The following is a 16,098-nucleotide window of genomic DNA, read 5'->3' on the forward strand; positions in this document are numbered from 1 at the left end:
GCCCAAATAACCCCAAAAACCCGTAGGGGCGCATTGCGTGCGCCCAAATAACCCCAAAAACCCGTAGGGGCGCATTGCGTGCGCCCAACCCACCCAAAACCCGGCGCGGCGCATTGAGTGAGCCCAAATAACCCAACAAACCCGAAGGGGCGCATTGCGTGCGCCCAACGCCCCCCCAACCCGTCGGGGCGCAAGGCGGGCGACCACATCACCCCCAAACCCCGTAGGGGCGCATCGCGTGCGCCCAAATAACCCCAAAAACCCGTAGGGGCGCATTGCGTGCGCCCAAATAACCCCAAAAACCCGTAGGGGCGCATTGCGTGCGCCCAACCCCCCAAAAACCCGTAGGGGCGCATTGCGTGCGCCCAAATAACCCCAAAAACCCGTAGGGGCGCATTGCGTGCGCCCAAATAACCCCAAAAACCCGTAGGGGCGCATTGCGTGCGCCCAAATAACCCAAAAATCGCCCCAAATCCCCAAAAAACGGGCAGGCCGATAATTGCCGGTGGGACGATTATTGCCGGTGGGCGAACGCAGTTCGATAAACTCACTGACCACAGTTCGCCCCTACAAAATCGACCGGCCTTTGGGCGGGAAAAAAAGAGAAAAACGGTTACAGAGTCCTCCCAGCACCGCACACCACCCGAAAACCGTTGAAGTAGTAGCTGTCGCGGCGGTTGTCGTAGATGCGGTAAGCGGAACGGCAGCTATTTGGATCGAAGCACCAAGAACCGCCCCGCAGAGGAGAAAGATTATCATTCCCCTTTTCTATCCAAGCACTGCCATCCGTCGGCGCACCGTCATAATTATCGTGCCAAGTATCGGCGCACCATTCCCAGACATTGCCGTGCATATCGTACAGTCCAAAAGCGTTTGGGGGAAACTGTCCCACGGGAGTCGTTTGTTGTCGATATTCTCCCTTCGCTTCCCCGGCGTAGGTATAGCCAGCATTGTAGTTAGCCAATTCCCCGGTAATGGTTTCCCCAAAGTAGAATGGGGTGGTGGTTCCAGCACGACAAGCGTACTCCCATTCCGCCTCACTCGGTAGCCGATACTCCCGTTTTGTTTCCCTTGATAGTCGTTTACAGAATTCTGTTGCTTGATACCAGTTGACTCTTTCTACGGGTAGCTCATCCCCTTTGAAGTTAGAAGGCTCTAGTTCTAGATCGATGTCTATTTTAGCGGTTGCGGCGATAGCTCTCCACTGAGCTTGGGTAATCGGGGTTTGACTCATGTAGAAAGCGGGGACTTTGACTAGGTGTTGTGGTCTTTCACTTCTAAATCCGTCCCAACCAAATTTTTTAACCAGTCTTTCGATTTCCTCATCTTCCGTTCCCATCCAGAATTCTCCTTGGGGAATATACATCATGCGGATATAGTTTTGAGCTTCTTTCCGGTTGCCAACTTCTGGAAGGTTTTCATCGTAAAAATAGGCTTTAACAGGTTTTCTCTCGATAACTTGGCCTGTTTTATTAACCAATACCGTTTCTGCGGTAAAAAGAAAAAGGTTTTCATCGTAGGGAACAATAGCGGCTACCTTGTCTATTAAACGTTTTTGTGGGGTTCCCTCGTCTTCTGGGGAAAGTTGAAGGACATTGCCAACGTGGTTTAAATCCCCTCTAGAATAGGCGGCAATCGGTTCATTAAGCAATAATAAGGGTTCATAATCGGCTAAAGCAGCCGATATATTTTTTAATAAAGCTGTCAATCTCACAAGACGCACTCGGTTATTATTTTTGATAGCTTCTGCTAGTACCTGTTTGATTTCGTTGACTGCTTGACTGGGTTTTAGGTAGGCAAGAGCTAACCATTGTTGATTTTGCCAATAAACCGATTTTGAGCAATAATCACCGATTTGTTCCTGAATATAGGTTTGTAACTGATAGGCCAGAGATTTGAGTTCCTCTGGGGTTAATTTTTCTAATAGTAGTTTACGAACATCGGGAGACATTTCATAGAGTTCTCGATCTATTTTGCGGACTAAACTGGAGAGTAAAATATCAGCGATCGCATACCAAGGAGCTTGATTATTTTTATCTTGATGTTGACGCAGATAATAAAGTAAATTAGGAGATAAACCAAGGGGAAAAGCCGCTCGCTGCGCTAGTTCTTTGGTGTTTAGTTCGTTTTCTTCTTCAAATAATCTTAAACGGCTTTTTGCGCTAAAAAAATCTTCATCCTCATCCCAATTATCCCCTTGTTGAAACTGATTAGGATTAAATGGAAAATGACGGGGTGGGATAGCTTCTTCTTTTAGCCATGTTATCAAGTTTTCCCAATCCTCTGTGGTTAGTTCAAACATGGAAAAATTGGGTATATCTTCAGCTAAATCAGCAATATCGATCGCAGTTGTCCCATACCATCGATGATAGGGTAAGGGGTTTAACCATGCGACTCGGCTAAATCTTCGGCTAAATCGTCGGATAAAGGTTTCTGTTGCGCTCAAGCGCTCTTCTACATAACGTTTTCTAGCGGCACCCGCATCACTAAGAATTAGACAACTGGTTACTTCCGGAGAATAGTTAGAGAGAACTTTGGTTAAAGATTGACTTTCCCAACCGTTTTCTTGTCGTAAAACCTCGTCTCTAATCAAATTATCAAAGTAAAAATGGGGAACATTTGCCCAAGTTTGCTTCATTATCCGACCAAATCCTGCAAAGGGAATCATCGAGTCAGAACAATCAATAAAAATAATAATTTCTCGGCGATAAAGTTGTTTCTTTTGGTAAATTATTTGATCAAAAAAACCTCGTTTAGCCGTTGCCATCACCGTAGCTTTTATATCCCAAGTTTGTCGAGGATTTTCTAGGGGTAATGGACGCAGTTGCTGCCAACTTTCTTGTAACTTAGCGATGCCAATAGGATAATAATCAGGATTATCTAGGAATGTGATTTTTTTTCGCTTTTCAATAGCTGTGGCAATTTGTGGAAATGAAGTCTCTGGTGCTATTTGTGTATCCCCCGGAGGGGTAATTTCTAATGAGGGAGATTCCCTATCATCCATCGGGTTTATGATTTTGCTAATCGATTCTTCTGGATGGCGAATAGGTGTTTTTTGGGCTATTTCTGTATTTATTTCTGGTTGGAATTGTAGCATCTCTGTCCAGGCCTGATCAAACTTTTGTTTTTCTTCTAGAGATTTAACCCATAAAGCTTGACAAAGAAGTTTAATTTTAGGATTCTCTAAGTTGGGATTCTCTTGAATAGCAATATCAGAATCATTGGCGAGTTTTTGAATCAGGTAATTTTCCACCCGATAATATTGTTCAATAGACAGCAGAAATCCTTGTTCGTCTCTGAGTTGATAAAATAGGTCAAGTAGGGGGGATGTCATTGGCTTTTTTAACCTCTTGTTCCATAATCTTGTAAATCAGTACGGCTTTTTAGTAAAACACTAGCGTGGGGTAATTTGTCCTCTTTTAATTTGGCGATAATTTCTTCAGGTTTGTACTTGAGTAACGATTTAAACCAGGCTATTAATTCACTCGTGCTAACTTTTTTTTCTCCTTCAGATTTAGTCTCGTCTTGTGATGTTCTCACTTCCAAAAAACGGTCCACTGCTTTGATGATAACCTCTTGTTGAGCGTCGGTAAACCGTTCGGTTAATATCTTTCTTAATCTTTCTTGATTTGGTAGCTCAATATAGTGATAAATGCAACGTCTCAGAAAAGCATTGGGTAAGTTTTTTTCTTGATTACTGGTAATGATAATCAGAGGAAAAGCTTGATCATTTGCTTGAATTAAATCTCCTGTTTCTTTAATGAAAAAACGACGAGATTCAATGGCTAAAAGTAAATCATTGGGAAAATCTCGATCTGCTTTATCTATTTCATCAATTAATACTACCGATTGTTCTTGCTTATCTTGACTTTGTTTAAATGCTTTACCCAAGGCTTTTAAATCAACCCAATCCTTTGAAGTAGCTGGATTTTTTTGCTCAGAAGAAGATTCTTCTGTTTTTTTTTGGCTTAAAATTCCGCTAATTTGAGCAGCTTGTAAACGACCAATATAATCATATTGATAGAGACTATCTTCCGCTTTACTTGTAGATTGAACTATCCACTCATAATATTTTATAGGATTACTTTCCTGACGATAATTAAATTCATAAACTAAGGCATGAGCTAAACGACTTTTGCCACATCCCGGTTCACCTTCTAGTAACAAAGGCATTCCCAATTCAATAGCCAAGTTAACAACTTCTATTAACTCATCACCTGCGTCATAGGGATAAATTTTCTGTTGAATCGGTTCATAATAAAGATCCGATTTTGGTTGAATTTTTCCCGTGTAGGTTAAGGATAGTTTAGCCATCTATTTTCCCTCGATAATTGTCCTTTAAATTGTTGATAAAAAGCTTTCAGTGTGTCTTCTATGTTGCCTTGATTGCTATTTTCCCATAATTCCTGCAAGGTATATTTAAATAATTCTGTGGTTTCATCCTGTAAGTCACAACCCAACTGAAGTTGTTGAGCAAAAGTAGGAATAATTTCCTGAAAAGACCGTTGTTCAAAGCGAGAGTCAATCTGTAAGCGGTGAATAGGAAATTCTGATAATTTGTCCGTATCTCTCCAATCATTACTTTTTTCATTATCTAAATCTAACCAAATCATTAATAAAAAGCCCGGAATGGGACTATTTTGTATTTTACTAGCTTTTTTGGTTAAATTTTGCCAAAACGAATCAATGTCCTTTAAACGGTCAAAGTCTGCACAATCAATTCCTTCAAAAATCAAACAAAAATTATTAGCTTTTAAATTTTTAATTCCTCCAGAATTATTTAAAAAATGTTCATGAAGACTATAGTTATCCCATTCTTCCTGACCATCTCCTTGAAACTTAAAAACAATGGTTTTAACGGGCAAATTATTAGTGATCAAGATTTCTTTTTCTAAACGATGTAAACACCAAAAACGATATTGATGAGGACAAGGGGGAATATAAATAGTGCCTTCTCGTAAAGGTTTAGCGGCTATTGAACTGGTAAATTTTACTAGATTAGTATAATTAAATTTTGTCAAAACATGATAAATTTTTTCATTATTTGTTCGTTGATTTTTTGGGTTTTGATGATGAATTTGACAACATTGTAAGCTGTCAAAATCTAGTCCTAATACTTCGCAATAAGCTTGAACAATATAAGACTGTCTAGAGGGTCTTCCTTTTTTTCCTAGTCCATATTTTTTTTCAGTACAAAACCGCAAACTATCTCCAGATATGCCAATTACCTTTAAAATAGACTCATTTAATAAATGGTTTATATCCTCATAAAAGGTTAAATGAATTGAATTATCATTAATATCTTCAATTCTGGTTGTATTTATTTTATTTTGATTAATGTACGCTCTTTTCTTCTCATTTTCAAATCCTTGAAACTTAGATTTATTTTGTAAGTACAATTTCTTACCCTTTGGTTTTAAAACCTCTTTAGTTGCTCCAGATTGTGGCTGAGATTCTGTCATCCAAGCTTTCAAAACATTTAATCGAATGGTATAACTGGAAGTTTCTGTTCGACTACGGTATTCTTCGAGAAATGCCTCAAGTAACCATCGACTTGCTTCTATTAATATTTGCTCTGTTTTCTCCGAAGCACAAGAATAGGTTCCCTTATAAGCATCTTTAGCCTTACGAAGGGTTTCCACATCTTCATCCGATAATCTGATTTCGCCAGACCTTAACATAAATCTCGTCAAACGTCAACCTACCATCTGATCCACTTTTTGATCCCCTTTTGCCAGCATTTGCTTAAAGCATTTTAATCAACTTGTCCTCAAAAAACAAGCTATAGGGGGACAGGAGTAAATATGAAAAAGGAAAATTTCTGGCAAAAACATAAAGCGGACATTGACGTGATTTGCCGCATCATCACCACTTTAACTGCCTTGGCTAGTTTGGGTGTTCAAGTGGGAGAGTTAAAGATTCCCCAAAGCGAGATTCCCCCTATCACTGAGGTTCAATTGGAAGCGGGGAAAAACACTCACCTCCAGTAAATGAAGATAAATGCTAGGGATTTAAGCGCATTACCTGAAATAAAGGCCGATGTGCTTTTTTCATGAGACTGGGCTAAAACGAGGGTGAGTTAATAAGATAACCCACCCTGAAAGAGATTTAGCGATCGACTGACCCCATAATAATATCAATACTGCCTAAAATCGCCATAATATCGGCAACTTTTACCCCTTTGAGGATATGAGGCAGAATTTGAAGATTATTAAAATCGGCGGCCCGAATTTTCCAACGCCAAGGGAAAACATCATCATTACCGACGATAAAGATACCTAATTCCCCTTTACCGCTTTCCAAGCGCACATAATGTTCACCTTTAGGAATCTTAAAAGTGGGGGCGACTTTTTTGGCGATATATTGATAGTCAAAATCATTCCAAGCTGATTTTTTCCCTTCTGCCATCCGTTTCGCTTCCAGATTTTCGTAGGGACCACCGGGTAAACCTTTCAGTGCTTGCCGGATAATCTTCACCGATTCGCGCATTTCCCGAATCCGCACCAGATAACGAGCAAAACAATCGCCGGCGGTTTCCCAATGCACTTCCCAGTCAAAATCGTCGTAACACTCGTAATGGTCAACTTTTCTTAAATCCCATTTCACCCCAGAAGCGCGTAACATCGGACCGGATAAACCCCAGTTAATCGCTTCATCTCTGGTAATGCAGCCTACCCCTTCAATACGACGGCGGAAAATCGGGTTATTAGTGATTAATTTCTCGTATTCGTCCACTTTTGGGTCAAAATAGTCACAGAAATCCACGCACTTATCCACCCATCCGTAGGGTAAATCTACCGCCACGCCACCAATACGGAAATAATTATTATTAATTAACCGCATTCCCGTGGCAGCTTCCCAGAGGTCATAAATCATCTCCCGTTCCCGGAAAATGTAGAAAAAGGGAGTTTGTGCGCCTACATCCGCCATAAAGGGGCCTAACCAGAGTAAATGGTTAGCGATGCGGTTGAGTTCCAACATAATCACCCGGATATATTGCGCTCGTTTGGGAACGGCGATATCGGCTAATTTTTCGGGAGCATTGACCGTAATCGCCTCATTAAACATCCCTGCGGCGTAATCCCAACGACTAACGTAGGGAACGTACATGACATTAGTGCGATTTTCGGCAATTTTTTCCATGCCCCGATGAAGATAACCGATCACGGGTTCACAGTCAATCACGTCCTCCCCGTCAAGGGTGACGATTAAGCGCAAAACTCCGTGCATTGACGGGTGATGGGGTCCCATGTTTAAAACCATGGGTTCTGTTCTCGTTTCAATTTTTGCCATAGGGCTACCGATGATCCCGAAAATCTTTTTAAAGTTATTATAGGTAAACGCTTCGACAATACACAAGGACTATCGGGTATCAGTAATCAGTGATCAGTAATCAGTAATCAGTGATCAGTAATTAGTAATCAGGAGACAGGAGATTATTTTTATTTATTCTCCCCACTTCCCCACTTCCCCACTTCCCCATTTCCCCACACCCTACACCCCCACTTCCCCGCTCGATCGAGTACAATAGAGTGTTCAGCAAAAGTGATCGGCTATTAGCTTTGATTAGTCCTTCGGTAAGAATATAAACCAGAGAAAAGAGCTATTAAGAGCGGCAATAAGCTGAAAAAGCTCAAAAACTGAATTTTAGGCTGAAGGCTGACGTTAGCTTGCTGAAAGCTGAATCCCGTTGATAATTTTTTTTACTTGAATCACCGTGGTTATCCAAATCGACTCAACTCAAAACTACGAAACCAAAACCCAAGAGATCGCTAGACAACTTTTAGCCGAAACTCGCGAAAAAAAAGGTCTTTGGTCTGCTTTACAGGATCAAATGCGTTGGGATGATAAATTACTCGATTGGGCTATGTCTAACCCCAATTTACGAGTACAATTATTCCGTTTTATTGACTGTTTACCCGCTTTACGCAGTAATGCCGAGATCGCTAATCATCTCCAACAATACCTCGGTGATGCTTCCGTAGAACTGCCCAGTGCGCTGAAAAGTATCCTCAACTTTAGTGATCCTAACTCCCTACCGGCTCAAACGGCCGCCAGTGTGATCAGTAAGTCCGTAGAAACCTTAGCTCGTAAGTATATCGCCGGGGAAGACCTAGGGCAAATTACTCGCACTGTCACCCGTCTGCGCAAGGAAAAAATGGCTTTTACTATAGATCTCCTCGGTGAAGCGGTAATTACTGAAGCGGAAACCCAAGTTTATCTACAAAGTTATCTGGATTTAATGACCCATTTGGCTCAAGAAGCAACCAAATGGAATAAAGTTAGCCAAATTGATGAAGCGGACGGCGACTTATTACCACAAGTGCAGGTTTCTGTCAAGCTAACTGCTTTTTATTCTCAGTTTGATCCCATAGATCCCATTGGCAGTAAGGAGAAAGTATGCGATCGCATTCGCCTACTATTGCGACGCGCTCAGGAGTTAGGGGTAGCAGTCCATTTTGATATGGAACAGTACGTTTATAAAAACCTCACGCTGGCTATCCTGAAAGAATTACTCCTAGAAGAAGAATTTCGCAGTCGTACCGATATTGGTATCACCCTACAGGCATATTTAAGAGATTCTGCCCAAGATTTACAAGATTTAATTAATTGGGCTAAACAGCGCGGTTATCCCCTGACTGTCCGGCTAGTCAAAGGCGCTTACTGGGATCAGGAAACGATTAAATCTCGCCAAAATCATTGGCCACAGCCGGTATATAACGAAAAATCAGCCACTGATGCCAATTATGAACGGATGACGCGGTTATTATTGGAAAATCATCAATATTTATACGCTGCTATCGGTAGTCATAACGTGCGATCGCAAGCCTTGGCCTGTGCGATCGCAGAAAGTTTAGAAATTCCCCGTCGTCGCTTTGAAATGCAGGTATTGTACGGCATGGGCGACCAATTAGCCAAAGCCTTAGTGAAGCGGGGTCATCGGGTGCGGGTTTATTCCCCCTACGGACAACTTTTACCCGGTATGGCCTACCTAATCCGCCGTTTATTAGAAAATACCGCTAATAGTTCCTTCCTACGGCAAAATTTGGAGGATCGTCCCGTGGAAGATTTAATCGCAGCCCCCCGGGTTTTAGGCAATGATAACCCGATTATCCCCGGTTTTCCTAATGCCCCCGATACAGATTATGCCAACGAGCAATTACGAAATGAAGCGAGTCAAGCTCTTACTTTTGTCAAAAATTCCCTTGGTAAGACCTATTTACCCTTAATTAACGGCGAATACGTCACCACCAATGTTCAAATTAATTCCGTTAATCCCTGTAACCCGCAGGAAATAGTGGGAAAAGTAGGCTTAATTGAGGTGGAACAGGCAGAAAAAGCGATCATAGCGGCGAAACAGGCTTTTCCTGCTTGGAAACGCACCCCAGTGGCTAAAAGAGCCGAAATACTGCGAAAAGCGGCAGATTTGATGGAAGCGCGACGACACGAGTTATCGGCCTGGATTTGTTTGGAAGTGGGCAAAGTTATCCAACAGGCGGATCCGGAAGTGTCAGAAGCGATCGATTTTTGCCGTTATTACGCCTCGGAGATGGAAAGACTGGATTTAGGGCATAATTTCGACGTGGCAGGCGAGAATAATCGTTATTCCTACCAACCCCGGGGTATTGCTTTGGTGATTTCTCCCTGGAATTTCCCTCTAGCGATCGCAGTTGGGATGACAGTAGCAGCTTTAGTAGCAGGTAACTGCACGCTATTGAAACCGGCTGAGACTTCTTCGGTGATTACGGCGAAATTTGCCGAGATTCTCCTAGAAGCGGGTATTCCTGCCGGAGTTTTCCAATATATCCCGGGTAAAGGTTCCCAGGTGGGGGCGCATTTAGTTAGCCATCCCGATGTTCACCTAATCGCCTTCACCGGTTCACGAGAAGTGGGCTGTCGCATCTATACAGATGCCTCTATCGTGCAAAAGGGTCAAAAACACCTAAAACGAGTTATCGCCGAAATGGGCGGCAAAAATGCCCTAATTGTCGATGAGAGTGCCGATTTAGATCAGGCCGTTGTCGGTGCGGTTAAGTCCGCTTTTGGCTACACCGGCCAGAAATGTTCGGCCTGTTCGCGGATAATCGTTCTGGAAAGCGTCTATGATAGCTTTGTGGATCGCTTTGTCGAGGCTACCAAGTCCCTCAATATCGGGCCGACGGATTTACCGAGTACGGAAGTAGGACCGGTTATCGACGAGAAAGCTCAAGCAAGAATTCGGGAATATATCGAAACTGGCAAAAAAGAGGCAGAATTAGCCCTAGAAATGCCAATTCCAGAAGTGGGTTACTTCGTCAGTCCCACCGTCTTTAAAAATGTTCCCCCTGATGCGGTAATAGCGATGGAGGAGATTTTTGGTCCGGTGGTGGCGATTATCAAAGTGAGTAATTTCGAGGAAGCTTTAGCTGTGGCTAACGGAACCGACTATGCTTTAACCGGTGGCTTATATTCTCGCACTCCTGCCCATATTAACCGAGCTATGCAGGAATTTGAAGTGGGAAACCTCTATATTAACCGGGGAATCACCGGTGCGATTGTCTCCCGTCAACCCTTCGGGGGTTTCAAGATGTCGGGGGTAGGTTCCAAAGCAGGGGGTCCGGATTATCTGCTGCAATTCCTCGAACCTCGTCACATCAGCGAGAATATTCAACGTCAGGGATTTGCACCGATTGAAGGGGTCGATTAAGCGATTTATAGCTAAAATTGGCGATTATTGGGGGTTTCTACCCCCAAATCGGGTTAAATTATCGGCTAATAATAAATCCAGTTATTAAAAACTGATTATTTATTCTCCGTTTTGCCTTCTGCATGAGTAGAAAACGGGTTTCTCCGAGAAACCCGTTTTCTGTGCGTTACGCAGGAATCAGGAGTCGGTCGTCAGGAGAATATTTCTATTTGTTTTCTCTTCCCCCCACTTCCCTATCTCCCCACTCCCCCACTTCCCTATCTCCCTATCTCCCCCCGCAACGCGCACGAAGTGGTCTCCCCACTGTCCTAGACTTTTTAAACAGGATTTAGTATGACAGGGGACTCCCCAACTGTTGTCTTTCTTACCTGATTTCTTGGCTGTCAACCTACTGCTATATACTTAAGTTGAGAATTGCGTCGGCCTATCAAGAAAAGACTATGACGATTGAAACCGTTGCCACAAAACCCTTTAGTGACCAAAAACCGGGGACTTCCGGACTGCGAAAATCCGTTCCCGTTTTTCAACAACCCCATTATCTGGAAAATTTTATTCAAGCTATCTTCAATACTTTAGACGGTATCGAGGGTCAAACCCTAGTTGTCGGTGGAGATGGTCGTTATTATAACCGTCAAGCTATTCAAACTATCCTGAAAATCGCTGCCGCTAACGGTATCGGTAGAATCCTCGTGGGAACCGATGGTATTGTCTCCACTCCCGCTATTTCTGGGTTAATTCGCGAAAATAACGCTTTTGGCGGTATTGTTCTCTCCGCTAGTCATAACCCCGGCGGTCCAGAGGGGGATTTTGGCATTAAGTACAATATTACTAACGGTGGACCGGCCCCGGAAAATATCACCGATGCAATTTATGCCGAGACGAAGGTGATTAGCAGTTATAACATCCTCTCAGGGGCCGATATTAACCTCGATCGCCCCGGTTCCTTTAAACTGGGAACTATGGATGTGGAAGTGATCGATGCGGTTACTCCCTACGTCAAAATGATGGAAAAGATTTTTGATTTCGATCGCATTCAGGCCCTACTCACTTCTGGTAAGTTTAAAATGTGCATGGATTCTCTCCATGCGGTGACGGGTCCCTACGCTTATGCTCTATTTGAACAGCGTTTAGGCGCGCCCAAGGGTACAGTGTTAAATGGTATTCCCCTAGAGGATTTTGGTGGGGGTCATCCCGATCCTAACCTAGTCTATGCCCATGATCTGGTAGAAATTCTCTTTGGTCAAGATGCACCCGATTTTGGGGCTGCTTCCGATGGAGATGGCGATCGCAATATGATCCTCGGTCAGAATTTTTTTGTTACCCCCAGTGATAGTCTAGCTGTACTAACTGCCAACGCTCATCTAGTACCAGGCTATCAAAATGGTATCGCAGGAGTGGCGCGATCGATGCCCACCAGTGCGGCGGCCGATCGCGTAGCGGCTAAACTAGGAATTGACTGTTATGAAACTCCCACCGGTTGGAAATTCTTCGGTAATTTGTTGGATGCGGGGAAAGCAACCCTTTGCGGTGAGGAAAGTTTCGGCACGGGTTCCAATCATATTCGCGAAAAAGATGGTTTATGGGCGGTTCTTTTCTGGTTAAATATTTTGGCAGTTAAAGGGGAATCTGTAGAGGAAATTGTTCGCAGTCATTGGCAAGAATTTGGTCGTAATTTCTATTCTCGTCATGATTACGAAGAAGTCGCCTTAGAACCGGCCAAAGAGATGATGGCACGTCTCCAGCAGTTGGTTTTAGACCTTAAGGGTCAACAATTTGGTAACTATGAAGTGGAATATGCCGATGATTTTAGCTATACCGATCCCGTGGATGGTAGTATCAGTAAAAATCAAGGTATTCGCATTGGTTTTACCGATGGTTCTCGGATTGTTTACCGTCTGTCGGGTACGGGAACTAAAGGAGCAACTCTCCGGGTTTATCTAGAAAGTTATGAACCGGACGCAAGTAAACACGATATCGACACCCAAAAGGCCCTACAACCCTTAATTGATTTAGCTGAAGAAATCGGTCAAATTCGTCAATCTACTGGACGAGAAAAACCCACGGTTATTACCTAAAATCTAGGAAGAAGCTATCAGTTTTTATCGGGGAATTTTTTGACCTGCTGACCACTGATAGCCACTCCCTAATTACTTTCAGTAATTGCTTTGTGGTACAATTTCTGAATTCCCGTCACTAATTTATCTAACATCGATCGATGGCTATCGTGAGTCGGATCAAAACTCTGCACTTTAGTTAATAATTTTGCTTCCTGTACGTCCACGTCGTCATCGCTATAGATTAAAGTGCTAATCGATGTTAGTAGATATTGATAGGTTTCTGGACTAGGATTATCGCCTAAATAGGACTCTAACCATCGATAACATTCACTGGTTTTAACTGGTTTTAGTTCCGATAATAGTGGTTTAATCTCTGGATCATCATCAAGTTTTTCCCTCACAGCTACCTGTCGTAAATAACTTCTTTCTGATGGTTGAATCACACCATCAATCCAAGCAACACCGATGAGAATTTTCAGTAATTGTTTATTTTTCATCTCACACTTCCTTGACTAACTTAGCCATAAAAAAACCGTCTTGATTATGTCGATGGGGTAACACTTCGATCGCTCCCGTTTCTGTATAGTATTCTGAGAAAGATGAATTAGAGTCAGGAGGGGCCATTTTCCAATCGGGATGAGCGGCTAAAAACTGCTCGATCACTCTTTCATTTTCTAACGGATTTAAGGTACAGGTGGCATAAACTAAGATTCCCTTCGGTTTTACCCAAGTGGCAGCCGAGGCTAAAAGTTCCCCCTGTCGTTTGGCTAGTACAGGTAAATTTTCGGGTGTTTGTCGCCAACGTATATCAGGACGCTTGTGCAGGGTTCCCAATCCTGAACAGGGAGCATCGATTAGTACACGATCGGCGATGCCGCACCACTGGGGACGATCGCGACTATCCCCTAGATGTATTTCGATCGCTTTTAAGTCTAATCTTTTAATATTGGCTTCTAACTGTCGTAAACGGGATGCCGTTTGATCACAGGCTAATATTCTACCTCGATCGCCCATTAATTCGGCAATATGAGTGGTTTTTCCCCCCGGTGCCGCGCAAGCGTCGATAATTGTCTCTCCGGGCTGGGGATCGAGTAGATAAGTGACTAATTGGGCGCTAATATCCTGTAGGGTGTAATTTCCGGCTCGAAATCCCTCTAAACGCTCAATATTGCCTAAACCAGAGGTTAAACGGCAAGCTAGAGGTAACTTAAGATGATTAAAAGTTATATTGGCTGATTCTAACTCATTTTCTAGGGCTTCTCGGCTAGTTTTCAGGGGATTAATCCGAATATCGAGGTCAGGAGAGCGATTAAACCATTGACACAGTTGTTCCGTTTCCGTAACACTAAAGCGATCTAACCACAATTGCACCAACCAATCGGGGAAACTGTGGAGAATCCCCAATCTAGAAGCGGTATTTTCTGGCAAAATTAAAGGATCATCGCCATTAGCAGTTAAACGGAGATATTGCCGCAGCATTCCGTTAACCACCGCCGCTAATTTGCCTAAATGACTGATTTTAGTTAATTCTACCGCCGTATTCACCGCCGCTGATGGGGGAATCTGGGATAGATAACGCAGTTGATAAAGACCAATATGGAGAATTCGCCGTAAATCCGGGGGTTGCTGGGCCGCGGTTTTTTTCCCCAGGCGATCGAGCAGCGCATCCAGAGTTCTTTGTCGGCGCATTATACCATAAACAATCTCCGTTGTCAAGGCTTTATCAAGACAATTTAAGGAACTAGCGGACAAATGGCGATCAAGAGCGCGATCGGGATAGGCGGAGGAGCGATCGATATCCCGTAAAATCAGCAAAGCCAGCTGACGAGCATTATTCATGCAGTTTCTAGACGATTGCGGAGGAATTGGCGTAATATAGTCAGCGCCGGAATCGGGATTTCGTGGCCCATATTTAACTCGTGATATTCGACGTTAACCCCCAAACCAAGCAGTAAATCCCTGGCTTGACGAGCGGCAGCGATAGGAACGACGGGATCCTGCTTACCATGAACAATTAAGACATTTTGTGGTCCTTGGGGATGGGGTTCACTGTGCAGATAACCACTCAAGGAACCCAATCCCGCCAAGGGTAAGGATAAACCCACATCCAGCGTCATCGCTCCCCCTTGGGAAAAACCAGTCAAAAAAGTCCGCTCTAGGGGAATACCGGTAGTTGCTTCTAGGGAAATAATCCAATCGTGCAACTGTTGACGACTAGCGACTAAACCTTGATAATCGGAGGTTTCTAACGCATACCAGGCGCGTCCCCCCGGTACTTGGGGATGATCGAAGGGAGCATTAGGAAACAAAAATTGACAATCAGCCAGATCCAGCATCGATGCAAGGGGGGCCAGATCCATGGCATCAGCACCCCAACCGTGCAGCATGATCACTAGATAGCGAGCGGGATTTTCCGGGGAAGGGGGAATGACAATCGGGTTAAAAGACAGAGTTTTTTCCTCGCAATTCTTTTTTATCTCTATTCTATAGCGATTTTCCCGGCAGTGAGATGGGTGTGGGGGAGTCTTTTCAGTGATCAGTGATTAGTAACCAGTAATCAACAATGTTCGACTGTTCCAGTTAAATAGCGGATGGGGTCGGCAAAGGGAATAAACAGATTATCTTCAAACTGACTGAAAATCTGTTCTAAGTAGTCGGACATAAATTCTGTTGTCTATCTTAAGACCCACATTCCGCACTTTATGATTAAGTCGCAATAACGCCACCAAGAAAAACTGATTGAACCGACAAAATTTGTTGAGATTAGAGAATTTTTACATCTGACTTCACCAAGAATAATTTGACAGAAGCAAGGATCGCTCAAGTTAGACATAGTTAAACTAAGGTGTCCTAATTTATTAGACACTTTTCGGAGAAAAAGTTTTTTCTGGGATTGGCTTAAACTGAATTTGCTCAATTTGATTCTCAACTTACTTGGTAGTAATTTTGGCAATAAATCGAAAAATATTGAAGAATATCAAGAATCTCCTCAGTTAAATTACTGATGTGGCTTTGAGCATTAATTTTTACTAAATGAATCTCCTGTAAAACCTGAGATATCCATCTTAAAGTTGGTTTATCTAAAGAAGTATTTAATGTTTAATGTTTTAAACAAGAACTAGAAAAATTAGTTGTGGAGAATTCTCCTGCTGATTTAAGTAGGTGGGTGGAATTAAATATAAGATGAACGTAGGTTGGGTTGAAGCATGAAACCCCTGAGAGGGGGACAAGCGAGCTAGAAGGTAGATAGGGCAAGCGATATAGCTCTTTGTCCTTTGATGTAATCCTTCAACCGATAGCGGCTAATTTGCATTAGCTCTTCTATATTTTTTTGGAACATTTGATGTAGCTGTA

The 16,098-nt window shown here is 43.1% G+C and carries 12 protein-coding genes and 1 pseudogene; 3 read left to right on the forward strand and 10 right to left on the reverse strand.

Features of this window, described 5'->3' with window-relative positions; genetic code table 11:
• The 4 genes from O9324_RS05365 to O9324_RS05380 form a co-directional block, all read right to left on the reverse strand.
• A partial coding sequence (locus tag O9324_RS05365; protein ID WP_288139646.1) for a hypothetical protein occupies window positions 1-558 on the reverse strand: 558 nt, incomplete at its 3' end.
• A 55-nt stretch (window positions 559-613) separates the two neighbouring features.
• A complete protein-coding gene (locus O9324_RS05370) occupies window positions 614-3,334 on the reverse strand; it encodes a formylglycine-generating enzyme family protein (RefSeq protein WP_288139647.1) in 2,721 nt (906 codons plus the stop codon).
• An 8-nt stretch (window positions 3,335-3,342) separates the two neighbouring features.
• Complete coding sequence (locus tag O9324_RS05375) at window positions 3,343-4,314, reverse strand: AAA family ATPase (RefSeq protein WP_288139648.1); 972 nt, start codon at window positions 4,312-4,314, stop codon at window positions 3,343-3,345.
• Window positions 4,296-5,681, reverse strand: a complete 1,386-nt coding sequence (locus O9324_RS05380; RefSeq protein WP_288139649.1) for a hypothetical protein — start codon at window positions 5,679-5,681, stop codon at window positions 4,296-4,298. Before O9324_RS05380 ends, O9324_RS05375 begins: the two co-directional genes overlap by 19 nt.
• Window positions 5,682-5,804: 123 nt before the next feature.
• On the opposite strand from O9324_RS05380, the gene O9324_RS05385 reads away from it, so the two are divergent.
• Window positions 5,805-5,990: a hypothetical protein gene (locus tag O9324_RS05385; protein ID WP_287628093.1), complete on the forward strand. Its 186-nt coding sequence runs from the start codon at window positions 5,805-5,807 to the stop codon at window positions 5,988-5,990.
• Window positions 5,991-6,108: 118 nt separating this feature from the next.
• Here O9324_RS05385 and O9324_RS05390 read toward each other — a convergent pair whose 3' ends face one another.
• Window positions 6,109-7,293, reverse strand: a complete 1,185-nt coding sequence (locus O9324_RS05390) for an NAD(P)H-quinone oxidoreductase subunit H (protein WP_002767386.1) — start codon at window positions 7,291-7,293, stop codon at window positions 6,109-6,111.
• Window positions 7,294-7,414: 121 nt separating this feature from the next.
• On the reverse strand, window positions 7,415-7,543 hold the full coding sequence (locus tag O9324_RS05395) for a hypothetical protein (protein ID WP_288139650.1): 129 nt from the start codon (window positions 7,541-7,543) through the stop codon (window positions 7,415-7,417).
• A gap of 174 nt (window positions 7,544-7,717) precedes the next feature.
• Between O9324_RS05395 and pruA the strand changes: the two genes are divergently transcribed.
• Both pruA and O9324_RS05405 read left to right on the forward strand, forming a co-directional pair.
• On the forward strand, window positions 7,718-10,687 hold the full coding sequence (gene pruA / locus O9324_RS05400; RefSeq protein ID WP_288139651.1) for an L-glutamate gamma-semialdehyde dehydrogenase: 2,970 nt from the start codon (window positions 7,718-7,720) through the stop codon (window positions 10,685-10,687).
• A gap of 440 nt (window positions 10,688-11,127) precedes the next feature.
• The gene (locus O9324_RS05405) at window positions 11,128-12,762 is read left to right on the forward strand and encodes an alpha-D-glucose phosphate-specific phosphoglucomutase (protein WP_288139652.1); all 1,635 of its coding nucleotides are present in this window, start codon (window positions 11,128-11,130) and stop codon (window positions 12,760-12,762) included.
• A 68-nt stretch (window positions 12,763-12,830) separates the two neighbouring features.
• Here the strand turns inward: O9324_RS05405 and O9324_RS05410 are convergent, their stop codons facing one another.
• The 4 genes and pseudogenes from O9324_RS05410 to O9324_RS27440 all read right to left on the reverse strand — a co-directional run.
• Window positions 12,831-13,241, reverse strand: coding sequence for a tellurite resistance TerB family protein (locus tag O9324_RS05410; protein ID WP_288139653.1), 411 nt, complete (start codon window positions 13,239-13,241; stop codon window positions 12,831-12,833).
• A 1-nt stretch (window position 13,242) separates the two neighbouring features.
• Window positions 13,243-14,583, reverse strand: coding sequence for a 16S rRNA (cytosine(967)-C(5))-methyltransferase (locus O9324_RS05415; protein ID WP_288139654.1), 1,341 nt, complete (start codon window positions 14,581-14,583; stop codon window positions 13,243-13,245).
• Window positions 14,580-15,173 carry an alpha/beta hydrolase gene (locus O9324_RS05420; RefSeq protein ID WP_307719611.1) on the reverse strand — a complete coding sequence of 198 codons (594 nt, stop codon included), beginning with the start codon at window positions 15,171-15,173 and terminating at the stop codon, window positions 14,580-14,582. The genes O9324_RS05415 and O9324_RS05420 overlap by 4 nt, the downstream gene beginning before the upstream one ends.
• A gap of 496 nt (window positions 15,174-15,669) precedes the next feature.
• Window positions 15,670-15,840: pseudogene (locus tag O9324_RS27440) on the reverse strand (IS1634 family transposase); the annotation flags it as partial.
• Window positions 15,841-16,098: the final 258 nt, after the last annotated feature.

This window comes from Microcystis sp. LE19-84.1B (genome assembly GCF_027531875.1).
GTDB lineage: Bacteria > Cyanobacteriota > Cyanobacteriia > Cyanobacteriales > Microcystaceae > Microcystis > Microcystis panniformis.